The 25011-nt window shown below is 70.3% G+C and carries 24 protein-coding genes and 2 riboswitches; of the genes, 8 read left to right on the top strand and 16 right to left on the bottom strand.

From position 1 onward, the window contains the following. The coding region (locus GY24_RS05700) for a DNA helicase (RefSeq protein ID WP_104474761.1) at nt 1–680 on the bottom strand (680 nt) is incomplete at its 3' end. A gap of 177 nt (nt 681–857) precedes the next feature. Continuing rightward, complete coding sequence (locus GY24_RS05695) at nt 858–2492, bottom strand: beta-N-acetylhexosaminidase (RefSeq protein ID WP_104474770.1); 1635 nt, start codon at nt 2490–2492, stop codon at nt 858–860. 143 nt (nt 2493–2635) lie between these two features. Then, a riboswitch (ZMP/ZTP riboswitch) is annotated at nt 2636–2720 on the top strand. 82 nt (nt 2721–2802) lie between these two features. Here GY24_RS05695 and glyA point away from each other — a divergent pair. Both glyA and GY24_RS05685 read left to right on the top strand, forming a co-directional pair. Further along, nucleotides 2803–4080 carry a serine hydroxymethyltransferase gene (gene glyA / locus GY24_RS05690; RefSeq protein ID WP_083363159.1) on the top strand — a complete coding sequence of 426 codons (1278 nt, stop codon included), beginning with the start codon at nt 2803–2805 and terminating at the stop codon, nt 4078–4080. Then, a complete protein-coding gene (locus GY24_RS05685; RefSeq protein WP_104474760.1) occupies nt 4080–4961 on the top strand; it encodes a bifunctional methylenetetrahydrofolate dehydrogenase/methenyltetrahydrofolate cyclohydrolase in 882 nt (293 codons plus the stop codon). Before glyA ends, GY24_RS05685 begins: the two co-directional genes overlap by 1 nt. Before the next feature lie 67 nt (nt 4962–5028). Here GY24_RS05685 and GY24_RS05680 read toward each other — a convergent pair whose 3' ends face one another. Next, nucleotides 5029–5217 (bottom strand): hypothetical protein, encoded by a 189-nt coding sequence (locus GY24_RS05680; RefSeq protein WP_104474759.1) that lies wholly within the window; start codon nt 5215–5217, stop codon nt 5029–5031. A 77-nt stretch (nt 5218–5294) separates the two neighbouring features. On the opposite strand from GY24_RS05680, the gene GY24_RS05675 reads away from it, so the two are divergent. Beyond that, nucleotides 5295–5693: an arsenate reductase ArsC gene (locus GY24_RS05675; protein ID WP_104474758.1), complete on the top strand. Its 399-nt coding sequence runs from the start codon at nt 5295–5297 to the stop codon at nt 5691–5693. A 4-nt stretch (nt 5694–5697) separates the two neighbouring features. Here the strand turns inward: GY24_RS05675 and GY24_RS05670 are convergent, their stop codons facing one another. Beyond that, entirely contained in the window at nt 5698–6234 is a 537-nt protein-coding gene (locus GY24_RS05670; RefSeq protein WP_104474757.1) for a gamma carbonic anhydrase family protein, read from the bottom strand. A 41-nt stretch (nt 6235–6275) separates the two neighbouring features. On the opposite strand from GY24_RS05670, the gene GY24_RS05665 reads away from it, so the two are divergent. After that, complete coding sequence (locus GY24_RS05665) at nt 6276–6758, top strand: YbaK/EbsC family protein (RefSeq protein ID WP_083363163.1); 483 nt, start codon at nt 6276–6278, stop codon at nt 6756–6758. Nucleotides 6759–6773: 15 nt separating this feature from the next. Here the strand turns inward: GY24_RS05665 and dhaK are convergent, their stop codons facing one another. From dhaK to GY24_RS05640, 5 genes are all read right to left on the bottom strand, one after another. Then, on the bottom strand, nt 6774–7769 hold the full coding sequence (gene dhaK, locus GY24_RS05660; protein ID WP_083363164.1) for a dihydroxyacetone kinase subunit DhaK: 996 nt from the start codon (nt 7767–7769) through the stop codon (nt 6774–6776). 32 nt (nt 7770–7801) lie between these two features. Next, nucleotides 7802–8464 carry a dihydroxyacetone kinase subunit DhaL gene (dhaL, locus tag GY24_RS05655; RefSeq protein ID WP_104474756.1) on the bottom strand — a complete coding sequence of 221 codons (663 nt, stop codon included), beginning with the start codon at nt 8462–8464 and terminating at the stop codon, nt 7802–7804. Continuing rightward, the gene (locus GY24_RS05650) at nt 8461–9252 is read right to left on the bottom strand and encodes an HAD-IA family hydrolase (protein ID WP_104474755.1); all 792 of its coding nucleotides are present in this window, start codon (nt 9250–9252) and stop codon (nt 8461–8463) included. The genes dhaL and GY24_RS05650 overlap by 4 nt, the downstream gene beginning before the upstream one ends. A 2-nt stretch (nt 9253–9254) precedes the next feature. After that, nucleotides 9255–10115 (bottom strand): class II fructose-bisphosphate aldolase, encoded by an 861-nt coding sequence (locus tag GY24_RS05645; protein WP_104474754.1) that lies wholly within the window; start codon nt 10113–10115, stop codon nt 9255–9257. Between the two features lie 116 nt (nt 10116–10231). Beyond that, on the bottom strand, nt 10232–12055 hold the full coding sequence (locus GY24_RS05640; RefSeq protein ID WP_104474753.1) for a hybrid sensor histidine kinase/response regulator transcription factor: 1824 nt from the start codon (nt 12053–12055) through the stop codon (nt 10232–10234). Nucleotides 12056–12493: 438 nt separating this feature from the next. Between GY24_RS05640 and GY24_RS05635 the strand changes: the two genes are divergently transcribed. Continuing rightward, nucleotides 12494–12796 (top strand): GIY-YIG nuclease family protein, encoded by a 303-nt coding sequence (locus GY24_RS05635; RefSeq protein ID WP_202972911.1) that lies wholly within the window; start codon nt 12494–12496, stop codon nt 12794–12796. Nucleotides 12797–12969: 173 nt separating this feature from the next. Here the strand turns inward: GY24_RS05635 and GY24_RS05630 are convergent, their stop codons facing one another. Both GY24_RS05630 and GY24_RS05625 read right to left on the bottom strand, forming a co-directional pair. Then, the gene (locus tag GY24_RS05630) at nt 12970–14844 is read right to left on the bottom strand and encodes an ABC transporter ATP-binding protein (protein ID WP_104474752.1); all 1875 of its coding nucleotides are present in this window, start codon (nt 14842–14844) and stop codon (nt 12970–12972) included. 82 nt (nt 14845–14926) lie between these two features. Next, the gene (locus tag GY24_RS05625) at nt 14927–16285 is read right to left on the bottom strand and encodes an MFS transporter (protein WP_104474751.1); all 1359 of its coding nucleotides are present in this window, start codon (nt 16283–16285) and stop codon (nt 14927–14929) included. A 232-nt stretch (nt 16286–16517) separates the two neighbouring features. On the opposite strand from GY24_RS05625, the gene GY24_RS05620 reads away from it, so the two are divergent. After that, a complete protein-coding gene (locus GY24_RS05620; RefSeq protein ID WP_104474750.1) occupies nt 16518–16973 on the top strand; it encodes a DUF2269 family protein in 456 nt (151 codons plus the stop codon). 83 nt (nt 16974–17056) lie between these two features. Here GY24_RS05620 and ribH read toward each other — a convergent pair whose 3' ends face one another. The 5 genes from ribH to GY24_RS05595 all read right to left on the bottom strand — a co-directional run bounded on the left by ribH (nt 17057) and on the right by GY24_RS05595 (nt 22133). After that, nucleotides 17057–17539, bottom strand: a complete 483-nt coding sequence (gene ribH, locus GY24_RS05615; RefSeq protein ID WP_104474749.1) for a 6,7-dimethyl-8-ribityllumazine synthase — start codon at nt 17537–17539, stop codon at nt 17057–17059. After that, on the bottom strand, nt 17536–18828 hold the full coding sequence (gene ribA, locus GY24_RS05610; protein ID WP_104474748.1) for a GTP cyclohydrolase II: 1293 nt from the start codon (nt 18826–18828) through the stop codon (nt 17536–17538). The genes ribH and ribA overlap by 4 nt, the downstream gene beginning before the upstream one ends. Then, nucleotides 18825–19460 (bottom strand): riboflavin synthase, encoded by a 636-nt coding sequence (locus GY24_RS05605; RefSeq protein ID WP_104474747.1) that lies wholly within the window; start codon nt 19458–19460, stop codon nt 18825–18827. Before GY24_RS05605 ends, ribA begins: the two co-directional genes overlap by 4 nt. 1 nt (nt 19461) lies before the next feature. Beyond that, nucleotides 19462–20487 carry a bifunctional diaminohydroxyphosphoribosylaminopyrimidine deaminase/5-amino-6-(5-phosphoribosylamino)uracil reductase RibD gene (gene ribD, locus GY24_RS05600; protein WP_104474746.1) on the bottom strand — a complete coding sequence of 342 codons (1026 nt, stop codon included), beginning with the start codon at nt 20485–20487 and terminating at the stop codon, nt 19462–19464. Between the two features lie 99 nt (nt 20488–20586). After that, a riboswitch (FMN riboswitch) is annotated at nt 20587–20720 on the bottom strand. 444 nt (nt 20721–21164) lie between these two features. Continuing rightward, on the bottom strand, nt 21165–22133 hold the full coding sequence (locus tag GY24_RS05595) for a sugar-binding transcriptional regulator (RefSeq protein ID WP_104474745.1): 969 nt from the start codon (nt 22131–22133) through the stop codon (nt 21165–21167). Between the two features lie 175 nt (nt 22134–22308). On the opposite strand from GY24_RS05595, the gene GY24_RS05590 reads away from it, so the two are divergent. Both GY24_RS05590 and GY24_RS05585 read left to right on the top strand, forming a co-directional pair. Next, nucleotides 22309–24045: a glycerol-3-phosphate dehydrogenase/oxidase gene (locus GY24_RS05590; RefSeq protein WP_104474768.1), complete on the top strand. Its 1737-nt coding sequence runs from the start codon at nt 22309–22311 to the stop codon at nt 24043–24045. Nucleotides 24046–24279: 234 nt separating this feature from the next. Next, on the top strand, nt 24280–25005 hold the full coding sequence (locus GY24_RS05585) for an MIP/aquaporin family protein (RefSeq protein WP_233279217.1): 726 nt from the start codon (nt 24280–24282) through the stop codon (nt 25003–25005). Nucleotides 25006–25011: the final 6 nt, after the last annotated feature.

Genomic DNA, 25011 nt, shown 5'->3' with positions numbered 1-25011 from the left:
TGATCGGCCTGATGGTAGGCGAATCCATCAATCTGGAGGACGAGCCGTTCACCGATCAGCCCGTCCAGCCGGTGGCCATCAACCAGCACCTGCTGTTGCACCCTGATGCCGAGCCGCTCCAGGCGTACCCGCGGGATCGTCTCGATGCCTGAATCGGAGAGGCTGGTGCTCGCCGATCGCACGCGGTTCGCGGCCGCACTCCTGAGCTTCAGTCCCCCCAGGTAATCGGGGCTGAACGCGTCGCGGTTCTGCGCCGACTCCCACACCGCGAGCGCATTCTCGAAGGGTTGGCAATCGGCGATATGCACGAGCGCATTCTCCAGGGGCTCGACGAGGCCGAACCGCGGACTCGGCAGGGGGCCTCTGCCCCAGTGGGCCCGGTGCGGGCCCGCATCGAAGTGGCCGGCATTGGGCGGAACCGAGAGGTGGAGCAGGCCATCGTCCAGATGCCAGAGCCCGAAGTGTGCCGCGGCGCTCAAACAGCTGAGTCGTGCCCCGAGCGTGGCCGCCACCAGGAGATTCCCGGGAACCGCGGGGGTCGCGAACCATCGACGGCGGATGCGGCGGACTCGGCGATCGGCGATCGCGGCGCGCATGGCATAGCTGGTGTAGCCGGCGCGTTCCACGTCGTAGAGGTGGGCGATCCCGGAGCGGGTGTTGAGCCAGTCGGCGAGGTGCATGCGCTCAGTGTCGCCCGCAGCTCCCGTGCGCGGAATGTCCGCGGGGACCGCTGTGCACAACTCGCGCGCGGGGCATCCTGTGGACAGCTCCCGTCCGCGCGAGCGGGAGGTGAAGGCGAGCAGGGGAGGCCACGCCGCGCGGGAACGGCCTCCCGTGCTCACTCTTGCCTCCCGCGGCTAGCGCCAGTCGAGCTCCGGCGTGCGGTGGTAGCCGATGCCGAGGGCGTCGAGGCGCTCGGCGAAGGCGAGCAGGCGGGGTGAGAACTCCGCGAAGCTCCGCTCGGTGCCGGGCTTCGACCACGCGATCTCCGCGACGGATGCGAGCCGGGGGAACACCATGAACTCGACGTCGGCGATGCTGTCCAGGGTCTCGGTCCAGAGCGGGGCCTCGACGCCGAGCAGCGCCGCCTCGTCCACGCCGGGCACGATGGCGGCCGGGTCCCAGGAGTAGGCCTCCTCGATCGACGTCGGGCCGTCTGCCCAGTCCTGGCCGAGCCGGTCGGTGTCCGGGTAGTGCATGTCGAGGTAGGCAACGTCGGCGGGCGACATGATGACACGGCCGCCCTGCTCGACGAAGCTCAGCGTGTGCGGCGCCGCGTCGGCGCGGGGGGTGACGAAGTCCCAGTACTGCCCGACGGTGCCGGGGGCGAGCTCGCTGGACTGGCCCATCTCGTGCCAGCCGATCACCGTCTTGCCGCTGGCGGCGCCGATCGCGCTGGCGCGGGCGACGAAGGCAGAGAAGTCCGCGGCGCTGAGCTTGAGGGACTCGTCGCCGCCCAGGTGGATGTACGGGCCGGGCGTGAGCTCGGCGAGCTCGCGCACGACGTCCTCGACGAAGCGCCACGTGGCCTCCGCGGTGGTGTCGACATTGCTCATGCCGACCTCGGTGCCGCGGTAGGTCTCGGTGGCGACGCCGCCGATGTTGAGCTCCGGGTAGCTGGCCAGGGCCGCGTTGGTGTGCCCGGGCAGGTCGATCTCTGGCACGATCGTGACGACGCGGCTGGCCGCGTAGTCGACGATCTCGGTGTAGTCGGCCTTCGTGTAGAAGCCGCCGCCGCCCAGCACCGAGGTGGAACCGCCGATCTCGGTCAGCCGGGGCCAGCTGTCGATCTGCAGGCGCCAGCCCTGGTCGTCGGTCAGGTGCAGGTGCAGCACGTTGAGCTTCAGCAGGGCGATGTCGTCGATGTAGCGCTTGACCTCGGCCACGCTGTAGAAGTTGCGGGCGACGTCGAGCATGGCGCCGCGGTAGGCGAAGCGCGGCGCGTCCTCGATCTGCACGGCCGGGGCGACCCAGGCCACGTCGTCGGCCACGCTCGAGGAGCCGTCGAGGGCGGCCTCGATCTGTGCCGGGAAGAGCTGGCGCAGCGTCTGCACGCCGAGGAAGAGGCCCTCGGCGCTCGCCGCGGCCAGCGCCACGCCGTCGGAGTCGACGTGCAGCGAGTAGCCGGGCGCCGCCGTGGGGTCGATGACGAGGCGGATGCCGGCTGCGGCATCCGTGCCGGCCGGGTTCACCGGCAGTTCGAAGCCGGTGCGGGGGCGCAGCAGCTCGGCGAGGTACTCGCCGACGGCCGCAGCGTCGGCGCCCTGCTCGGCGGTGTCGCCCGCCGCGACGATGGCGCTGCCCGCGGCCAGAGTGAAGCCGTCGCCGGGGAGCTCGGTCAACGAGGTGGGGGCTGGCACGATCGCGATGGTAGTCATGCGTTCTTTCTTCTCCGGTGAACCGACCCAGGATGCCGCGACGGCCACGGTCGCCCCGCCGAGCGCGAGAACGGCGATCACGCCGCCCGCGAGCTGCCAGCGCCTGCGATTCATGGCCACCCCGTCTCTCCGCCGCGGGGCGCGCCGGGTGCTGCAGGAAATCAGTTGCCCGAGTATGTCAAGTTTCCTTACTACTGCGCAAGTGCGCGGATCGCCCGGCCGGCGGGGTTTCGGGCGGGCCGGGGGAGCGGCTAGGCTGGGCAGGTCGCAACTGGCGTTCGGATGGGTCACCATCGGGGAGCGACTGATCACGGTTAGTGGCCGCACGCCTGGGCCACGACGACTCGCTTTATCCTGTTAAAAACCGGGGTGGGGCGTGAAGCACGTCCACCGTTTGATCAGTACCTCTCTCTAGGAGTTGCCCGTGTCTGTACCGTCTACGTTTAACCAGCCGCTTGAGGTTGTCGACCCCGAGATCGCCGCCGTGCTCGAGCAGGAGCTCGGCCGCCAGCGCGACTACCTCGAGATGATCGCGAGCGAGAACTTCGTTCCCGTCTCCGTCCTGCAGTCGCAGGGGTCCGTCCTCACCAACAAGTACGCGGAGGGCTACCCCGGCCGCCGTTACTACGGCGGCTGCGAGTACGTCGACATCGCCGAGTCGCTGGCCATCGAGCGCGCGAAGAGCCTGTTCGGCGCCGAGTACGCCAACGTGCAGCCGCACTCGGGTGCGACGGCCAACGCCGCCGTGCTGAGCGCCATCGCCACCCCCGGCGACACCATCCTCGGCCTGGAGCTGGCCCACGGCGGCCACCTCACCCACGGCATGAAGCTCAACTTCTCCGGCAAGCTCTACAACGCCGTCTCCTACGGCGTCGACCCCGAGACCTTCCTCGTCGACATGAACGTCGTGCGCGAGAAGGCCCTCGAGCACCGCCCGCAGGTCATCATCGCCGGCTGGTCGGCCTACCCCCGCCACCTCGACTTCGCCGCCTTCCGCGCGATCGCCGACGAGGTCGGCGCCAAGCTCTGGGTCGACATGGCCCACTTCGCCGGGCTCGTCGCCGCCGGTCTGCACCCGTCGCCGATCCCCTTCGCGGATGTCGTCTCCACCACGGTGCACAAGACGCTCGCCGGCCCGCGCTCCGGCCTGATCCTCTCCCGCGACATGGAGCTGGCCAAGAAGCTCAACTCCAACGTCTTCCCCGGCCAGCAGGGCGGCCCGCTCATGCACGTGATCGCCGCCAAGGCGACCGCGTTCCTGCTCGCGGCCCAGCCCGAGTTCGCCGACCGCCAGGCCCGCACCCTGAGCGGTGCCCGCATCCTGGGCGAGCGCCTCGTCGCCGACGACTCGCGCGCCGCCGGCGTTGACGTGCTCACCGGTGGAACCGACGTGCACCTCGTGCTCGCCGACCTTCGCAACTCGCCGATCGACGGCCAGCAGGCCGAGGATGCGCTGCACGAGGTGGGCATCACCGTCAACCGCAACTCGGTGCCGTTCGACCCGCGCCCGCCGATGGTCACCTCCGGCCTGCGCATCGGCACCCCGGCGCTGGCCACCCGTGGCTTCGGCGACGTGGAGTTCACCGAGGTCGCCGACGTGATCGCCGAGACGCTCAAGCCGGGCGCCGACATCGCCGGCCTCCGCGCCCGCGTGAAGACGCTCACCGACGCGTTCCCGCTGTACCCGGGACTGCAGCAGTAATGACGGCGATCACGCTCGACGGGGTTGCCACGGCATCCGCCGTCAAGGCAGAGCTCGCCGACCGCATCGCGTCGCTCCGGGCCCAGGGCATCGTGCCCGGGCTCGGCACGCTGCTGGTCGGCGACGACCCGGGCTCGCGCAGCTACGTCGCGGGCAAGCACCGCGACTGCGCCGAGGTCGGCATCGAGTCGATCCGCGTCGACCTGCCGGCGACGGCGAGCGACGCGGACGTGCTGGCGGCGATCGAGGAGCTCAACGCGAACCCGGCCGTCACCGGCTACATTGTGCAGCTGCCGCTGCCGAAGGGCCTCGACGAGCACGCCGCGCTTGAGGCGATCGACCCGGCGAAGGACGCCGACGGCCTGCACCCGACGAACCTCGGTCGCCTGGTGCTCGGCATCGAGGGCGAACTGGACTCGCCACTGCCCTGCACGCCGGCCGGAATCGTCGAGATGCTGCAGCGCTACGACGTGCCGATCAGCGGCAAGCACGTGACCGTCGTCGGTCGCGGGCTCACCGTCGGCCGCCCGCTCGGCCTGCTGTTCACCCGCAAGGGGCTCGACGCGACCGTGACGCTGACGCACTCCCGCACGGCCGACCTGGCCGCCGAGGTGCGCCGGGCCGACATCGTGGTGGCCGCCGTCGGCGTTGCCCACCTGATCAAGCCCGAGTGGATCAAGCCCGGGGCTGCCGTGCTGGACGTGGGCATCACCCGTGTGCAGGACGACGAGACCGGCAAGGGCAAGCTCACCGGCGACGTCGACCCCGGCGTCGCGGAGGTGGCCGGCTACCTGTCGCCGAACCCCGGCGGGGTGGGCCCGATGACCCGCGCCATGCTGCTCCGCAACGTGGTGCAGGCCGCCGAGCGGCTCGTCCGCTAGCGCGATTTCTGCTGATGCATGACGGATGCCGCGGGCTGTTGCCCGCGGCATCCGTCTGTTAACGCGTCTAGAACGTGCCGGAGCGGCCCTGATCGATCTGGCGCTGGAGCTCGGCCTGCGCGCGCGCCGCCTCGGCGTCATCGCCGTCGACGGCCACGCGGTGAAACGGCCTCCTGCCCACGACCAGTGCCAGGATCAGGATCCCCGCCAGGACCACGCCGCCGCCGGCCACCACTGCCGCCACGAGTCCAGTCATCGCACACCCCCTTGATCCCGGCCAGCCTAGCCGCGGGGTGGGGAGGAGGGAAGCGCGGGACCGTCGATAATGGAGGCATGACCCAACCCAGCGTGCTCTTCGTCTGCGTCCACAATGCTGGCCGCTCGCAGATGGCGGCGGGGCTCGTGCGCGAGCTCTCCGGCGGCCGGGTGGAGGTACTCTCTGCGGGCTCGCTGCCAGCCGAGCAGATCAACCCGGTCGCGGTGCAGGCCATGGCCGAGCTCGGCATCGACATCGCCGGCGAGCAGCCGAAACTGCTCACCGTCGACGCCGTGGCGGAGTCGGACGTCGTCATCACGATGGGCTGCGGCGACGTGTGCCCGATCTTCCCCGGCAAGCGGTACGAGGACTGGCAGCTGGACGACCCGGCCGGCCAGGGCATCGAGTCCGTGCGGCCCATCCGCGACGACATCAAGGCGCGCGTCGAGGCGCTGCTGGGCGAGCTGCTGCCATAACTCGCTAGTCGACCGGGGTCGTGTGCAGCTCGACGTGGCGCAGGTAGCCGACGGCATTGTTGCGGATGCCGGCGCGCTCGGCATCCGTCAGCTCGCGCCGCACCTTCGCCGGCACCCCGGCCACGAGCGAGCCGGGCGGAACGATCGTGCCCTCGAGCACCACGGCCCCGGCGGCCACGAGTGAGCCGGCGCCGATGACCGCGCCGTTCAGCACCGTCGCCGACATGCCCACGAGGCTGTCGTCCTCGATCGTGCAGCCGTGCAGCACGGCGCCGTGCCCGACGGACACGTTGCGGCCGATCGTGAGCGGGTACCCGGCGTCGACGTGGCAGGAGACGTTGTCCTGCAGGTTGGACCCGGCGCCCAGGGCGATGGGCTCCTGCTCCGCCCGCAGCACCGCGTTGTACCAGACGCTGGAATCCTCGGCCAGGATCACCCGGCCGACGATCACGGCGCCGGCGGCCACGAAGGCCGACTCGGCGATCTCGGGGGCCGGGAGGCCGTTCAGCGGGAGCACGCGCGCGAGCGGATCGATGTTCATGTCGCCAGCCTAATCTGCGCCGGCCGCCCTAGGATCGGGGCATGGTGAACACCGAACATCCCGCCGTCGACCGCGTGCGCGAGGCGCTGGCCGCGCACGGCGTGACCCCCGAGATCCGCTGGTTCGAGGAGGCGACGCCCACCGCGCAGGCGGCGGCCGACGCCATCGGCATCGAGGTCGGCCAGATTGCGAACTCGCTCGTCTTCACGCTGGACGGGGAGCCGCTGCTCGTGCTGACCTCCGGCGCGCACCGCGTCGACACCGCCTGGCTGGGCGAGCAGCTTGGCGGCACGATCGCCCGGGCGAGCAAGGAGACGGTGAAGGAGGCCACCGGCCAGGTGATCGGCGGGGTGGCCCCGCTCGGGCACCCGGCGCCCGTGCGCACCCTGGTCGACGTGGCCCTTGAGGGGTACGGCGAGGTGTGGGCGGCCGCCGGGCACGCGCACACGGTGTTCCCGACCAGCTACACCGAGCTGCTGCGCGTCACCGGCGGCACCCCGATCGCCGTCGAACCGCCCGCCTGAGCGACCGCCCGCGGCTCAGAAGATCCGGACGCCGACCTCCGCCGGTGCCGCGAGCAGCCCCTCGATCTCGTCGTCCAGCTTGACGAGGGTGATCGAGGCCCCCGCCATGTCGAGCGAGGTGCAGTACTCGCCGACGTAGCTGCGGGCCACGCTGATGCCGAGGGCCTCCAGCTTGTCGTGCGCGATGCCGTAGACCAGGTACAGCTCGCTGATGGGCGTGCCGCCGAGCCCGTTGACCATCAGGGCGACGCGGTCGCCGGCAACGAACGGCAGGTCGGTGATGACCGGGTCGAGCAGGATGTCGACGAGCTCGTTCGCGGGGGCGATCTTCGCCCGCCGCCGGCCGGGCTCGCCGTGGATGCCGACGCCGATCTCGATCTCGTCCGGGCCCAGCTCGAACAGCGGGGCGCCCTTCGCCGGGGGCGTGCAGGCCGTCAGCGCCAGCCCCATCGAACGCGTCACCGACACCACCTTCTCGCCGATGCGCATGAGCTCGTCCAGGTCTGCCCCTGCCTCCGCCGCCGCGCCGACCGCCTTGATGACGAAGAAGTTGCCCGCGACGCCGCGCCGGCCGACCGTCCAGGTGGAGTCCTTGACCGCGACGTCGTCGTCGATGAACAGGGTCTTCACGGTGATGCCGTCGGCGAGGCTGAGCTCCTGGGCCATGTCGAAGGCCATCCGGTCACCGGTGTAGTTGTTGACGAGCAGCAGCACGCCCTTGGCCGAGTTCACCAGCTTCGTGGTCTCGTAGACGTAGTCCATCGGGGGCGCGGCGAACACGTCGCCCGGGCAGGCGGCGTCCAGCATGCCCGGCCCCACCACCATGACGTGGGCAGGCTCGTGCCCGGAGCCCGAGCCCTGCACGATCGACACCTTGTCGTCGCTCGGCCCGCTCTTGCGCATGATGAGGTTGTACTCCGGCACGTACGTCAGGGTGTCTGGATTGGCCAGTGCGAGCCCTTTGAGCATCTCCGGCACGAACTGCTGGGGGTCGTTGACGAATTTCTTCATGGGATTTCCTCCACGGATCGGTGCTGCTGTTCTCAGTTGGCGGTGTTCTGCTGCGTGTGTTCTGGGGAATCCCAGTTCGCGGCCAGGGCCTCCGCGATCACCGCGACGGCGACGCCCCCGGCATCCGGCGAGCCGATGCTGCGCTCGCCGGTGTAGGCCGCCCGCCCGCGCTTGGCGATCATCGGGGTCGTCGCCTCGGCGGCGGCCCGGGCGGATGCCGCGGCCGAGGCCATGACGGCCGCGCCGCCCTGGCCGGTCGCAACCCCCTGCTCGATCGCATCCGTCATGGGCGCGAGCACGTCGAGCAGCGTCTTGTCGCCGAGGGAGGCGCCGCCGCGCGCCATGATGCCCTCCATCGCCGAGCGCAGCATCGCCACGACGTCGTCGCCGCCGAGTTCGCCATCGTGTGCCTTCGCCACCGACGCGGAGCGCAGGAACGCCGTGCCCCAGATGGGCCCGGACGTGCCGCCGATCCGGCCGGTGATCGTGATGCCCACCTTCTGCAGGAACGTGCCGGCGTCGGTGCGGTCGAAGCTGTCCCAGTCCTTCAGCACGATCTCGAAGCCGCGCGCGAGCGAGAACCCCAGGTCCCCGTCGCCGACGACGGAGTCGAGGTCGCCGAAGTACTTCTCGTTGTCGACGGCGGTCTGGGCGATGGTGCGCACGATGAACTCGGCGTCGCTGAGGCTCGTCATTTCTGCTCCTCTGTGGGTGGTGTGGGCTGCTCGAGGATCTCCGCGACGGTCGCGAGGGTGACGTGCTCCCCGGGGGCCAGGCCGAGCGGGTCGGCGAGCACCCGGGCGGGCTCCTGCTCGTCGCCGAGCGAGCTGACGACGAGGGAGGCCCCCGTGAAGTCCTCGTCGGCGGTGTAGCCGCTGACCGTGACGAGCGTGCGGAGCCCGGCCGCGAGCGCGGCCTGTGCCCCGTTGCCGCTGTCCTCGACCACGACGGCCTGATCGGCGCCGATGCCGAGCTCGCGCAGGGCGAGCAGGTAGATGTCGGGGGCCGGCTTCTTGTGCGCCACGATGTCGCCCGCGAACACCCGGAAGCGGGCGGCATCCGCCCCGACCGCGTGCTCCAGCACGGCGCGCACCGCCGGCTCGGCCGATGTCGACGCGACGGCGAGCTGCCAGCCGGCAGCGGCGGCCTCCGCGACGAGGCGGGCGATGCCGGGGCGGGCCGGCAGGGCGCCGCTCTCGACCAGCTCGGTGTAGATGGCTGTCTTGCGTTTGTGCCAGGCGGCGAGCAGCTCGCGCTGGCCCTCCTCGTCGGCCGGGAGGCCGTTGGCCGCGACGAACTCCGGGGTGAGCAGGCTGGCCATGCGCTCCTTGCCGCCGCCGATCAAGACCTTGACGGCGTAGTCCGCGTCGCTCCAGTGCACCGGGATGCCGAATTCGGCGAAGGTGGCGTTGAACGCCGGCAGGTGGCCGTTGCGCTCCGTGTCGGCCAGCACGCCGTCGCAGTCGAAGATCAGCGCCGGCATGGTCACCACGCCTTGCCCGCGCTGCCGAAGGTCTGGGCGAGGCCCGTCGTGAGGGCGACGATGTGCGAGCGGACGTCGGCGAACAGCGCGGGCGGGTCCCACTTGTTCGCAGCCTCCGCCTTCTTCAGGAAGGCGAGGCTCGAGGTCATGAACTCGATCTTCAGCGCAGTGGAGATGTTGACCTTGGCGCAGCCGCGCGCGATGAGGTCGGCGAACTGGGCGTCCGTCATGCCGCTGCCGCCGTGCAGGGCGATGGGCGTGCCGGTGGCCTCGACGAGGTCGCTCACCCGCTGGAAGTCGAGGGCGGGGGTGGCCGAGTAGACCCCGTGTGCGTTGCCGATCGAGGGGGCGAACACGTCGACGCCGGTGGCGCGGATGAAGCCGAGCGCCGTGTCGAGGCTCTGCCTGCGGGTCTCGGTGTCCACACCGATGCCGTCCTCGACGCCTTGGATCGCCTCGATCTCGCCCTCGACGTGGGCGCCGTGGCGGCGAGCCTCGGCGACGACCTCGATGGTCTGCCGCTGGTTCTCCTCGACGGGCAGGGTCGAGGCGTCGAAGAGCACCGAGTTCCAGCCGATCTCGAGGCATTGGCTGATGACGGCCCGCTCCGGGCAGTGGTCCAGGTGCAGGGTCACGGGCACGTCGATGTCCTTGGTCATCGCGGTCCACATGGCGAAGAGCACCTCGGCGCCGATCGACTTCACCGTCTTCACGGATGTCTGCACGATGACGGGGGAGCGGGCCTCGACCGCCCCGGCCAGCACCGCCTCCAGGGTGAGGTCGTTGACGATGTTGATGGCGGGCACGCCGTACCTCTGCTCGAATGCCCTGTCGACGATCTCGCGCAGCGATACGACAGCCATGGTCAAACCTCCTCGTTGCCTGCTGTCACGGTAGGTGTGCGGCGGCTCGCCGGACATGGAGGGTTCCCCTACCGTGCGCGGTAGGGGAACCCTCCATGCCGGCGAGCGAAGCGGCGTCAGAGCGGGTGCAGCGCCGACTGCGCCGCGAGGGCGGTGCGGTTGGGCGCGCCCGTCTTGCGCAGGATCGCCCCGACGTGCTTCTCGACCGTCTTCACCGAGATGCGCAGCCTGGCCGCGATCTGCTTGTCGGGCACGCCGCGTTCCACGAGTGCGCGCACCTCGCGCTCGCGCGCGGTGAGGGGCGCCGAGCCCGGCGGATCGAGGGTGGCCGCCAGCCGGCTGAGGAAGGCAGAGGACAGCAGCGACTCGCCGCGCGCGGCCGCGACGACGGCGCGGGTGACGTCGACCGGATCGGCGTCCTGGGCGACGAAGCCCGTCGCGCCGATGCGGGCGGCCCCCCGCATCCGCTCGTCGGCGAGGTCGTGCACAATGAGCACGACGGAGGACTGCGGGTCGATGGCGCGCAGGTAGGAGGTGAGCTGCGCGCCGTCGATGTGCGGGAGGTCGAGGTTGGCGAGCACGACGTGTGGCCGAAGCAGCTCGTAGGCCTCGATCGCCGCGGAGGCGTCGGCGATCTCGCCGACGACCTCGATTCCCGGCTCGACCTGGCCGAGCACGCGCACGAGCCCTGCACGCACGATCGCGTTCTGGTGCACGACGAGCACGCGCCAGCGGGAGCGGGCGTGGACGGCGCTCGCCGCGGAGGACGGCAGCTCGGCGCGCACCCGGGTTCCCCAGTGCGGCGTCGACTCGATGTGCACGGTGCCACCCAGGCGGCCGGCGCGGGCGACGAGGCTCTGCAAGCCGAGCCCCCTGGCCGCGGGCGGTCGCGCCTCGGCGAGGGCGTCGACGTCGAATCCCTGGCCGTCGTCCTCAACCAGGACGCTGACAATCTCGCTGCCATAGACCAGCCCGACCCGCACATGGCGCGCGGAGGCGTGCTCGACGACGTTGGTCAGGGATTCCTGCACGATGCGAAAGAGCTGCCTGGCCGTCTCGGCCGGCAGGGGCTCCGGGTCGCCGATCACCACGAGGTGCGTCTCGACCCGCACGGTGGATTCGACCCAGGCGAGCTCCAGGGCGATCGCGTCGCTGAGGGATCGGCCCTCCAGCAGTGCGGGTCCGAGGCCATCGGCGGTGCGGCGGGTCTCGTCCAGGGCGGCGCGGGCCGCTGAGCGGGCCGCGCCGAGCGACCGTCTCGGCTCCGCCTCCGTGCTGGACTTCTCGGCCGCGTCCAGATGCAGGAGCACCGAGACCAGCCCCCGCCCGATCGTGTCGTGCATGTCGCGCACGACACGCTCCCGCTCGTCGAGCACGGCTGATGCGCGCTCCCGGTCGGCGGTCAGCGCGTGCAGCCGCGCGTTCGTGATGGCGATGGCCGCATGCGTGGCGAAGAGCTCGACGAGGTGCGCGTCGGCATCCGTGAAACGGCGCCCGGCCTCCCGGCTGAACACGACGGCGCTGCCGATGATGCGGCCGTCCCAGCGGATGGGAACGCCGATGACCCCGTGCAGGGATGCCCGCTCCTGCTGGGCGATGTGCCCGCCGGACACCTCGGCGTACTCGTCGAAGAGCACGGAGCCGCGTGCGCGGACGATCTCGCCCGTCACACCCTCGTCGAGGGGGAACGTCTGGCCGGAGAGGCAGCCGACGCCGACGTCGACCTCCTTGCGGTAGGTCCCGGCGACCTCGTCGACGGTGCAGATCGAGCCGCTGTCGCAGCCCAGGAGCGCCATGGTGTGGCGCAGGATGCGCTCGAGGAGCGGCCGGAGCTCGAACTGCCCGACCAAGTCGGCCGCCAGGGCGCTCAGTGCCTGGTACTGAGCGGCCTCGGTAGCGGAACTGGCAGAGGGGCTGGCGGATGCCGGCGAATTCTCCATGTGCAACACTCTCCGTTGATGTGCGCGTGCTTCCCACCCACATCATGCGCCGCGGCGCCCGGAACCGCTAGGTGCAGCCGTCCCCGTCCGCCCGCCGCCGCGGGTGCGGGGTCTCGATACGCTCGTTCCTCGCTACTCGACCAGCGGGTGTGGGGCGGCGGCGGGGTGTGCTGCTCCCGTTGGCTCGAGGGAGCGTGCGACCGAAGCCAACAGCGTTCCCGCCGACGGGTGCTGCTGCCGTTGGTCGAGTAGGCCCGCTAGGGCCGTATCGAGACCCGGTTTTCCGTCGCGATGCTGTTTCCCGTGCGGGGTCTCGATACGCTCGTTCCTCTGCTACTCGACCAGCGAGTGTGGGCGCGGGCGCGGGCGCGGGCGGGCGGTCGAGCATCCTGTGGACAACTCCGGACGGGTGTCGGCAGCTTCGGCGATACTCGGGGCATGCCGTACATGTACATCCTCGAGTGCTCGGACGGGTCCTTCTACGTGGGAAGCACGTTCGATGTCGAGGCGCGCCTCTGGCAGCACAACCACGAGGGTGGCGCCGCGTACACGCGTCGGCGCCAACCCGTGAAGCTCCTGTACTTCGAGGAGTATGAGCGTATCGACGAGGCCTACGCGCGCGAGAAGCAGGTCCAGAACTGGAGCAGAGCCAAGCGCCGTGCGCTGATCGACGGTGTCGGCATGGAGTTGCTGCCCGAGCTGGCGAAGAAGCGCCGGAGGCCTCCACCGTTGGTCGAGTAGGCCCGCTAGGGCCGTATCGAGACCCGGTTTCCGGCGGGATGCTGTGTCCCGTGCGGGGTCTCGATACGCTCGTTCCTCGCTACTCGACCGGCGGGGTGGGTGCGATCACCGCTGGTCGAGTAGGCCCGCCAGGGCCGTATCGAGACACGGTTTCCGGCGGGGTGCGGCGGGCGCTAGACGAGCAGCTGGTGCTTCGCGAGCTCCTTGTAGAGTGGGGTGCTCGCGACGAGCTCCGAGTGCGTGCCGGTGCCGACGACCTCGCCGTGGTCGAGCACCACGATCTGGTCGCTGTCCACGACGGTGGAGAGTCGGTGCGCGATCACGATGAGCGTGCGCCCCTCTGCGACGGCGTCGATGGCGGCGCGCATCATCTGCTCGTTCACGCCGTCGAGGCTCGAGGTCGACTCGTCCAGCAGCAGGATCGGGGGAGCGGCCAGCAGCGCGCGGGCGATCGCGAGGCGCTGGCGCTCACCGCCGGAGAGCATGACGCCGTCCTCGCCGACCGGGGCGCTGAGCCCGAGCGGGTTGCGCTCGAGCACCTCGCCGAGGTTCACCGCGCGCAGCACCTCCTCGCACAGGGCGTCGGTGGCATCCGGGGTCGCCAGCATCAGGTTCTCGCGCAGGGTGCCAGCCAGCACCGGGGCGTCCTGCTCGACGTAGCCGATCTGGGCGCGCAGCTCGGTGCGGGGCAGGGTGCGGATGTCGAGGCCGGCGAGCCGCACGACGCCGACGCTCGGGTCGTAGAAGCGCTCGATCAGCGCGAGGATCGTGCTCTTGCCCGCACCGGACGGGCCGACCAGGGCGGTGCGCTTGCCGCGGGGAGCGTTGAACGAGACGCCGCGGAGCACCGGCTGCCTGTCCGTGACGTTGCCCTCCGGCGTGTGCTCGTCGACGCTCTCATTGGCGGGGTCGGCCTCGTCGGAGCGGTTCAGCGCATAGGCGAAGTGCACATCCTCGAAGGCGATGGCGGTGTCATCCATCGACAAGAGCGCAGAGAGCTCGTTCGGGGTGACGTCGGCGAGCGGGGCGATGTCGCGGTCGTGGTCGCTCTCACTGGGCAGCTCGATGATCTCCTGGATGCGGCCGAGCGCGCCGAGGGCCGAGTTCACCGAGGTGATGGCGCCGAAGGCGGTGCCGAGCGGCATGATCAGCATGAACAGGAACAGGATGAACGCGACCAGGCTGGCCACGGTGATGGCGCCGCTGGCGACGCGGAATCCGCCGACGCCGAGCACGACGAGCAGTGAGACCTGCATGGCGATGCCGGCGACGGGCACGACGAGCGCCGAGATGCTGGCGACGCGGATGCCGGCGCTCCAGGCGCCCTTCGCCTCCTCGCCGACGGCGGCGATCTCGCGGTCGGTGGCGTTGGAGGCGCGCACGGTGCGCACGGCGCTGATGGCGCGCTCGACGCTCGCGGCCAGGTCGCCCACCTTGGTCTGCGCCTGCAGGCTGGCGGTGCGGATGCGGCTGGAGAGCAGCACGACGGTGACGACCGAGACGGTGATGACGAGCAGGGTGAGGCCGAGCAGCACCGGGTCGATGATCAGCATGGCGATCAGCGCGCCGAAGAACGTGAGCGAGCCGCCGAGGGCGTCGACGAGGCCCTGGGTGAGCACGGCGCGCAGCAGCGTCGTGTCGCTGCCGACGCGGGAGACCAGGTCGCCGGTGCGCCGGGTGTCGAACTCGGCGATCGGCAGGTGCAGCATCCGGGCGACCAGCTGGCGGCGGCTGGAGAGCACGACGCCCTCGCCGGTGCGCTGCAGCAGGTAGTGCTGGTAGCCGCTGATCAGGGCGGCGACCACGACGAGGGCGACGAGCACCCAGACCAGGTTGCCGAGCGGCTCGTTCGCCTGCACGACGGTGATCAGCTGGCTGACCAGCAGCGGCTGGGCGAGGCTCGCGGCGGCGCCGAGGATGCTCAGCACGACGACGACGCTGAGCACCGCCTTGTGCTCGAGCAGGTAGGGAACCAGCTGGCTGAACTTCGCGCGCGGGCCGGTCTCTTGTTTGCGTCTGCTGCGACCCAGTGTGCGTGCGTTGCTCATTGCTCCCTTTCGGCGGGCGGATGCCAGCTACAACCCTAAATCAGTTGGCTGTGGCATCCGCCCAGAAACGGGGGACAAACGACTAGGCGTCGATGTCGTTGTCCTTCGTCTCCTTCGAGACCAGCAGGGCAATGAGCGTGATGACGCCCATCACGGCGAGGTAGACGCCGACCCAGAACGGGCTGCCGTCGCCGGCGCTCCACAGGGCGACGGCGATGAACGGGGCGACGGCCGCGCCGAGGATCGACGACACGTTGTAGCTGATGCCGGAGCCGGTGTAGCGCACGTTGGTCGGGAACAGCTCGGGCAGCAGCGCGCCCATCGGACCGAAGGTGAGCCCCATCAGCGAGAAGCCGACGATCAGCCAGATCATGACGCCGGCGAAGCCCGCACCGAGCAGCGGAACCCAGAGCATGCCGAACACGATGATGCCGAGCGTCACCCAGATCAGCGTCTTGCGGCGGCCCCACTTGTCGGCGAGCGGCCCGGAGACGAGCGTGAAGACGCCGAAGAAGAGCACGCCGGCGATGAGCATGAGCACGAAGGTGTTGTAGGAGTAGCCGAGGCCGGGCTGAACCGAGGGGTCCTCCGGGTTCAGCGGCGAGCGCCCGTAGCTGAGCGAGAACGTCGTCATCAGGTAGAACAGCACGTAGGTGGCGAGCATGAAGAAGGTGCCGAGGAGGAGCTCGCGCCAGTGCAGCTTGAACACGGTGACGAGCGGCGTCTTGGTGAGCTTGCCGGTGGCGGATGCCTTGGAGAAGGCGGCGCTCTCGACCAGGCGCAGGCGCACCCAGAGGCCGACGATGACCATGACGACCGAGAACAGGAACGGGATACGCCAGCCCCACTCGAGGAACGCCTGCGACGGCATCGACGGGTCGTCGGAGGGGAGCACCGCGGCGATGATCAGGAACAGGCCGTTGGCAATGATGAAGCCGATCGGGGCGCCCAGCTGCGGGAAGGTGCCGTACCACGCGCGCTTGCCCTTGGGGGCGTTCTCGGTGGCGACGAGCGCCGCACCGGACCATTCGCCGCCGAGCGCGAAGCCCTGCGCGATGCGCAGCACGACGAGCAGCAGCGGGGCGAGCCAGCCGACCATGGCGTAGGTGGGCAGCAGACCGATCAGGAACGTCGCGATGCCCATGGTGAGCAGCGCGCCCACCAGGGTCGCCTTGCGGCCGTGCTTGTCGCCGAGGTGGCCGAACAGGATCGCCCCGAGTGGGCGGGCCACCATGGCGGCGCCGAACACCGCGAAGGACTGCAGCAGGGCAGTGGTGGCGTCACCGGTGGGGAAGAAGAGGTGCGGGAAGACGAGGACGGCTGCCGTGGCGTAGACGTAGAAGTCGTAGAACTCGATCGTGGTGCCGATGAGGCTGGCCAGAACGACTCGGCTGCGGGGGTTGGCGGGTGCGGTCTGGGCGACCGCGGGTGATGCAGACATGCGAGAAAGAACTCCGATGCGACGCACTCGAGGGTGCGCGAAAATGATTGGCCGCCTGTACGGGCGTCGATCTGGCGTCACGAACTGCGGTGGGGGAGAGCTTGCTGCTTGTGGCAACTGCTCAAGCTTACGCGGAGTCGAGAACGACTCATGAACAGGGGGCCGGGCGTTGGCCGCCGGATCCCCATCGAAAGACTGATGCGGCAGGCGCGCTGCTGGATAGGCTGGGGGTATGGAAACCCTGTTCAGCATCTTGCACGTCGTCACCGCCGTGTTCATCGTCGGCCCGATGGCCATCCTGCCCATGACTGCCATGCGCGCGGTCCGCGCCGGCAACGCCTCCCAGGTCGCCGTGCTGGCGAAGTCCACCAACCTGTTCAGCCTGCTCTCGCTGCTGGTCGTCGTCTTCGGCTTCGGCGTGATGGGCATGGCGGACGAGAAGTACAACCTCTCCGTCACCACCCCGTGGGTGCTGTGGTCGATCATCCTCTACATCGTCGCGCTCGGCCTCAGCCTCTTCGTCGTCGTCCCGACCATGCGCAAGGCCGCCGAGGCACTCGGCGCCGTGGACGCGGCCAACCCCTCGGCCGCCGCCGCGCCGTCCCGCTACCCGGCCATCGCCGCCGGCAGCGGCGTCGCATCGCTGCTGCTCGTCGCCGTGGTCGTGCTGATGGTCTGGAAGCCGTAGCGAGCGTTTCCGCTGAACCCGCCGGTTGAGCTTGTCGAAACCCCTTCCGGGGTCCGGCAGGCCCGACCAGCGGGTTTCTGCGTTTAAGCGCGCAGCGCGCGGAGCGTGAGCGCCGTGGCGATGGCCGCGGTCGCGGCCTCCTCGCCCTTGTCCTCCGTGGAGCCGGGCAGGCCGGCGCGGTCGATGCCCTGCTGCTCGTCGTCCAGGGTGAGCACGCCGAAGCCGACCGGCTTGCCGGTGTCCAGGGCGACCCGGGTGAGGCCGTCGGTGGCGGCCGCCGAGACGTACTCGAAGTGCGGGGTGCCGCCGCGGATGATGACGCCGAGCGCGACGACGGCGTCCGCCCCCGCCTCCAGGGCTGCCTTGCAGACCACGGGCAGCTCGAAACTGCCCGGCACCCGCACGATCTCGTAGTGTGCGCCGGATGCCTCGAGCACCCGCACCGAGCCGGCGATCAGCCCGTCGGTGATGATCTCGTGCCAGTGCCCGGCGACGATGACGACCCGCATCCCCGTCGCGTCGAGATTCGGGGTGAGTGCCGCCGTTGGTGATCCTGCTCCGCTCATGATGCGTGCCCTTCCAGTGTGTTGAGGAGTGTTTCGGCAGTGGCATCTGCCAGCTGGCCGTTGTCGATGGAGTGCCCCATCCGGGTGCGCTTGGTGTCGAGGTAGCCCTCGTTGTAAGCGCCGACGCCGACGACCAGCGGCACCTGCTCGCTCACCCGCACGCCGTGCAGCTCGAGCTGGCGCACCTTCTCCGGGTTGTTGGTGAGCAGGCGCACGGAGCCGACGCCCATGTCGTCGAGGATTGCCGCCGCGGCGCCGTAGTCACGGGAGTCGGCCGGCAGGCCGAGGGCGAGGTTGGCGTCGAGGGTGTCGAGCCCGTCCTCCTGCAGGCGGTAGGCGCGCAGCTTGTTGATCAGGCCGATGCCGCGTCCCTCATGCCCGCGCAGGTAGATGACGATGCCGCCGTCGCGCTGCACGGTCTCCAGCGCGGCGTCCAGCTGCGGGCCGCACTCGCACTTGAGCGAGCCGAAGGCCTCGCCGGTCAGGCACTCGGAGTGCACCCGCACGAGGGGGGAGTCGCCCAGCACGCCGGCGGTGATCGCGACGTGGTCTGCACCGCTGACCCGGTCGCGGTACGCGCGCACCTGGAACGGGCCGTGCCTGGTCGGCACCGTCGTCTCGACCTCGAAGGCCACGCGGGCGTTCTCGACCACGGATGCCGGGGCGCCGGCCTCCACCTCGTGCTGCGCGTGCAGCCACTCGGCGATCGCCGCGACAGTGGTGACGGGCAGGCCGTCGCGCTCACCGAGGGCGAGCAGCCCGGGCAGGCGCATCATCTCGCCGTCATCCGCGACGATCTCCCCGATGACGCCCACCGGGGCCAGCCCGGCCAGCTTCATCAGGTCGACGGCGGCCTCGGTGTGCCCGGCGCGCTCGCGCACGCCGCCGGCGACGGCGCGCAGCGGCAGCACGTGGCCGGGCCGGATCAGGTTGGCCGGCAGGGAGAGCGGGTCAGCGAGCACCCGCAGGGTGCGCGCGCGGTCGGCGGCGCTGATGCCGGTGGTCACCCGCTCGGCGGCATCGACGGTGATCGTGTATGCGGTGTTCCGCGCGTCCTCGTTGTCGACGACCATGAGCGGCAGGCCGAGCCGGTCTGCGTACTCCGCCGGCATCGGGGCGCAGAGGAAGCCGCTGGTGTTGCGCACCATCCAGGCGATCCACTCCTGGCTGGCCAGCTCGGCGGCGAGGATGGCGTCGCCCTCGTTCTCGCGGCCCTCGTCGTCGGCGACGATCACCGGCCGGCCCGCGCGCAGCGCCTCGAGTACCTCGGGCATGGTGGACAGGCTCATGAGTTGCTCCTCACTGGGGTAGCGGCATTCTGAAGTGCGAACATTCGTGCAACGTGGCGGGCGAGGATGTCGGTCTCGATGTTGACCGTGTCGCCGACGACGCGCTGGCCGAGGGTCGTCGCGGTGAGCGTCTCGGGGATCAGCGACACCTCGAACCACTGCTCGGCCTCCTCGGCCGGGCTGACATTGCTCACGGTGAGCGAGACGCCGTCGACGGCGATCGAGCCCTTGTCGACGACGAGGGGGGCGTGCTCGGCGTCCAGGCTGAACCGCACGACCCGCCAGGCGCTGCCCGGCGTGATCGCCAGCACCGTGGCGGTGCCGTCGATGTGGCCCTGCACGATGTGCCCGCCGAGGCGGCCGTCGACCGCGGCCGCGCGCTCGAGGTTGACGGCCGTGCCCTGCACGGCGCCGCCCAAGGTGCTCATGGCCAGCGTCTGCGCCATCACGTCTACGGTGAAGGAGTCGGCGTCGCTGCCCACGACTGTCAGGCAGACCCCGCTGACGGCGATGGAGTCGCCGTGCCCGGCGTCGCTGACGACGAGCGGCCCGCGCACCGTGATGCGCGCCGCATCGCTCGTGCGCTCGATCCGCTCGATGCGGCCGAGCTCCTCGATGATTCCTGTAAACACCTCAGTGTCCTTTCACGGGTCGGGCCACGACGAGGATGTCGTCGCCCAGTTGTTCAACGCTGGCCAGCTCGAGGCGGAGCGCCTCGGCGATGGAGGCGATGCCGAGCTCGCCGAGGGCGAGTTTCGGGCCGCCGAGCAGCACGGGGGCAAGGTAGACGAGCAGTTCGTCGGCGAGGCCGGCCGCGATGAACGCGCTGGCCAGTGTCGGCCCGCCCTCGACGAAGAGCGAGCGGATGCCGCGGCCGTGCAGGTCGGCCAGCTGGGCGGGCAGGTCGCTGCCGTCGGCGAAGACGGGCTCGTGCGGGTGGCGGCGGAGCGCGGCATCCGCCGGCGTCTCGCGCTGACCGAAGACGACGGGCACGGGCTGGCTGGGGAGCAGGCCGCCGTCGGCGTCGCGGGCGGTGAGCGAGGGGTCGTCGGCCAACACGGTGCCGGTGCCGACGGCGATCGCGTCGGCGGCGGCGCGGCGGCGGTGCACGTCGAGGCGGGCGGCGGGCCCGGTGATCCACTGGCTGCTGCCGTCGGCCGCGGCGGCGCGGCCGTCCAGGCTGGACGCCCACTTGACGGTGACGACCGGGCGGCCAAGGCGGGCGGCCTGCAGCCAGTCGCCGAGCAGCGCCTCGCCCTCGGCGCGGAGCACGCCGCCCTCGACGTCGATGCCGGCGGCGCGGAGCCGTGCGGCACCGCCGGAGGACGACTCGCCCGGGTCGTCGACGGAGTAGACGACGCGGGCGACGCCGGCCTCGATCAAGGCCTCGGCGCAGGGGCCGGTGCGGCCCTGGTGGTTGCAGGGTTCGAGGGTGACGACGGCGGTCGCGCCGCGCGCGGCTCCCGCGGGCAGCTCGGCCAGTGCGGCGACCTCGGCGTGCGCGGTGCCGGCGCCCCGGTGCCAGCCCTCGGCCAGCACGGTGCCGTCGTCGGCCAGCAGCACGCAGCCGACCTGCGGGTTCAGCCCGCGGGCGGGACCGTTGGCGGCCAGCGCGAAGGCGCGGCGCAGAACGTCTTCGATGTGTGCGCGGGATCCCATGGCAGTCCTTGTACTCAGGTACTCCGGGGGTCGCGAGCGTGCTCGAGGTTCGCCGACGGCCGAGTGAGCAGGGAAACCCTGATCACCACAAACAATCGACGCGTGCATCCTCCCATCCGGACTTTAACCGTCGGTGCCGGAATTTCACCGGCTCAACCGTCCCCTCCTCGCGGAGGGCACGGCTCGCGGACTTTCACCGCCGGTTCGGATTCTCACCGACCCCGGAGCACGTTTCTTGCTTCTGAGTCTAGGCCAACGCGCCCGGCCGCAATCTATTCCCGCAACGCCGCGTCCCGTCGCTCCCGCCCTCTCCCTCTGGCTCGAGGCAGCTTGCGACCGAAGCCAACTGTGGTGATCTGTGCGTGGGGAGGGGCGTCGGCCCGTCCCGTTGGTCGAGTAGCGAGGAACGAGCGTATCGAGACCTGGTCGCCCGGGTCTCGATACGGCCCTGGCGGGCCTACTCGACCAGCGGGAGGGTGGTGCGTCTCTCCCGCTGGCTCGAGGGAGCTTGCGACCGAAGCCACACTCCGGGCACGCCCCGCGTGGGTCGGCTCCGGGGCTTCGGGGGCTGCGCTGCTCGTTCCTCGCGGCGCGGCCCCCTCCAGCCGACGTGGGGAGGGCTGGAGCGTCCCTCCCGGTGGCTCGAGGGAGCGCCAGCGACCGAAGCCAGCTGCGGCCTACTCGAGCAGGGCGCGGGCGGTCGACTCGTCGATGATCAGGTCGGTGATGAGCTCGGCCCTGATCGCGCCGCGCAGGCTCGGCAGCTTGGACAGCCCGGCGACCACGCAGACGCGGCGCGGTGTCGCCCGCAGCAGGTCGAAGCTCGGCCCGGTGCCGCGCTCGTTCAGGGCGATGCCGTCGGTGGAGCCGTCCGCGCGGTAGAACACCGTCGCGACGTCGCCGACCGCGCCGTCTCGGCTGAGGGACTGGAAGTCCTCCGGCTCGAGGTAGCCGCCGGCGTAGACGTGGCTCGGCACCTCGGCGAAGGGGGAGCCGATGCCGAAGAGCGCGACATCCATGTTCTCCTGCATCTGCAGCACCCGCTCGGTGGAGCGCTCCCGCCACATCGCCTGCTTCGTCCCCGGGTCGTCGAAGAACGCCGGGACGGGGAACTGCTGCACGTGCGCGCCGTAGGCATCGCCGAAGCGGCGCAGGATCTCGGAGGCGTAGAGGATGCCGGTGGTACGCATGTTCCCCGCGCCGTTCAACTGCACGATCTGCGAGTTGTGGGTCTGCTTGGGGATGAGGTGGCGGCTGAGCGCACCCATCGTCGAGCCCCAGGCGATGCCGAGCGACATGTTGGAATCGAAGAATTGGCCGAGAATTCGTGCAGCCGAGAGCGCGACGCGCTCCAGGCGGTCCACGTCGCTGGCGTTCTCCGGCACCGGGACGATGTGCGCGCGCACCCCGTGGCGCTCGAGAACGGCCTCCTCGATCCGGCCCGGCATGTCCCGCGGCGATCGGATCTGGATGTCGACCAGCCCGCTGGCCCTGGCGTGGCTGAGCAGCCGGGAGACCGAGGAACGCGAGGTGTGCAGCTCGTGGGCGATGGCATCCATCGTCAGGTCTTGCATGTAGTAGAGGTGAGCGGCGCGCAGCGCGTCGCCGGTCTTGCCGCTCTCGGATGTCTCGTCGAGCTCGTTCATCACGGTCCTGTCTCTCTCAGCTAGCCCTGCACATATGTGCACGAGCTTTGAAAGATTGTGCGTATGTGTTCAAGATGTATTCATACACACGCGGTGGCGAAGACGCAAACAGCGGGTGTTCCCTGAACTGAGGAACGACGACGAGCGAACGGCCGTCGGGAAGCGAGAGAACGAGATGTCGGCATTCCAGAACAACGACACCCGCGAAACCGTCGCTGCGCTGCAGCAGAAGCCGCACAGCAGCGTGCTCATCATCGGTGCAGGCATCAACGGCATTGCCACCTTCCGCGACCTCGCCCTGCAGGGCGTCGACGTCACCATCGTCGAGCGCGGCGACTACGTCTCCGGCGCGTCCAGCGCGTCCTCGCACATGATCCACGGCGGCGTCCGGTACCTCGAGAACGGCGAGTTCCGCCTCGTCAAGGAGTCGGTCGAGGAGCGCAACAGCCTCATCAAGATCGCCCCGCACTACGTGAAGCCGCTGAAGACCACGGTGCCGATCTTCTCCACCTTCTCCGGAATCCTCTCCGCCCCGCTGCGCTTCCTGACCCACCGCTCCGGCAAGCCCACCGAGCGCGGCGCCCTGCTGATCAAGGTCGGCCTCAGCCTCTACGACTCCTTCTCCCGCGACGGCGGCAGCGTGCCCCGCCACGAGTTCCGCGGGCGCACCGAGTCGCTGCGCCAGCTGCCGGCGCTCAACCCCGCGCTCAAGTACACGGCCACCTACTACGACGCCTCCATGCACGACCCGGAGCGCCTGGCCCTCGACGTGCTGCACGACGGCCTCGCCGCCGGCCCGCTCGCCCGCGCCGCCAACTACGTGGAGGCCGTCGGCATGGACGAGGACGGCGTGCACCTGCGCGACACCGTGACCGGCGAGGTCTTCACCATGACCGCCGACGTCATCGTGAACACCACCGGTCCCTGGACCGACCTCACGAACAGCGCGCTCGGCCGCCCGAGCACCTTCATGGGCGGCACCAAGGGCTCGCACATCGTCCTGGACAACCCGGCGCTGCTGGAGGCCACCGACGGCCGCGAGATCTTCTTCGAGCACGAGGACGGCCGCATCGTGCTGATCTACCCGCTCAAGGGCCGCGTTCTCGTCGGCACCACCGACCTCGAGCACGACATGACGAAGCCGATCCGCTGCACAGAGGACGAGGTCGACTACTTCTTCGAACTCATCGCGCACGTTTTCCCAGACATCGCCGTCGACCGTTCCGACATCGTGTTCCGCTTCTCCGGCGTGCGCCCGCTGCCCCGCCACGACGACGAGGCGCCCGGCTTCGTCTCCCGCGACTACCGCATCGAGAAGAGCGAGCTCACCGAGCTGCCCGGCAGCACGCTGCTCAGCCTGGTCGGTGGCAAGTGGACCACCTTCCGCGCCCTCGCCGAGCACCTGAGCACCGACATCCTGGGCCTCATCGGCCAGCCCCGCACCCAGAGCACCGAGGGCCTGGCCATCGGTGGCGGCAAGGGCTTCCCACAGACGGATGCCGCCCGCCAGGTGTGGCTCACCAGCCACGGCGAGGAGCTCGGCCGTGAGCGTGCAGCCCAGCTGCTCGCCCGCTACGGCACGCGAGCCGAGCCGCTGATCGCCGAGCTGCTCGCCGACGAGGAGACGCAGGACGCCCCGCTGACCGGCGCCGCAGACTACTCGCGCCGCGAGATCGCCTACCTCGTCGCCACCGAGCAGCCCGTGCACCTGCAGGACCTCGTGCTGCGCCGCACCAGCCTCGCCTTCGTCGGCGCCCTGAGCACCAGCCTCCTCGAGGAACTGGCCGGAATCATGGCCGAGGTGCTCGGCTGGAGCGAGGCCCGCACCGCCGTGGAAATCGCCTCCACCCGCGCGGACCTGGCCGAGGTGCACGGGGTGCAGCTGGAGTCCGGGCAGCTCACCAACGCCTGAGCGAACGCCCTCGTCGGCGCCCGGGCGAACGACGTCTGAACAGTCAGAGAATGCACGGATGTGCACTCGTTCTGGCTGTTTTGGCGTCTGAGCGCCGGATACGGTTCTAAGCGGATTCCTCGAATCCGCCACAGTTCGCCCGGATCTCACCGGCGTGGATGACGAAAGAAATATCGGAAGGTCAACGTGGACAACCTCGGAATTGTGTTCCTCTCGGAGCTGGTCGGTACCGCCATGCTCGTGCTGCTCGGTGGAGGCGTCGTCGCAAACGTCATCCTCGCCAAGACCAAGGGCTTTGGCGGCGGCACCCTGATGATCAACATCGGCTGGGGCCTCGCGGTCTTCGCCGGTGTCATCGTCTCGTATGCGTCAGGTGCACACCTGAACCCCGCCGTCACGCTCGGCCTCGTCGCCAGCGGCGCGGAGGAGTTCGGCAACGCCGCCATGGGCACCACCGTCGCGGTGTCCGTCGTCTCGGTGCTGGCCTACATCGCCGCCCAGCTCATCGGTGCGATCATCGGTGCCGTCGTGATGTGGCTCGGCTACAAGCAGCACTTCGACGCTGAGCCGGATGCCGCGACCAAGCTCGGCGTCTTCTCCACCGGCCCCGCCATCCGCTCCTACGGCTGGAACCTCGTCACCGAGATCATCGGCACCTTCGTGCTCGTCTTCGTCGTCATCGGCTTCGGCCGCAACGGCGACGGCGGCGGCCTGGCCGCCCTCGGCGCCCTGCCCGTTGCCCTGCTGGTTATCGGTATCGGTGCCTCCCTCGGTGGCCCGACTGGCTACGCCATCAACCCGGCCCGTGACCTCGGACCGCGCATCGCGCACTTCTTCCTGCCGATCAAGGGCAAGGGCGGCTCCGACTGGAGCTACTCCTGGGTGCCCGTCGTCGGCCCGATCATCGGCGGCGTGCTCGCCGGCCTCGCGTCCACCGCTCTGCTGCCGATCCTCGGCTAGCCAGCG

Source organism: Microterricola pindariensis (assembly GCF_002936985.1).
In the GTDB taxonomy this organism is placed as follows: domain Bacteria; phylum Actinomycetota; class Actinomycetes; order Actinomycetales; family Microbacteriaceae; genus Microterricola; species Microterricola pindariensis.
This window is presented reverse-complemented; position numbering and strand designations above follow the sequence as displayed.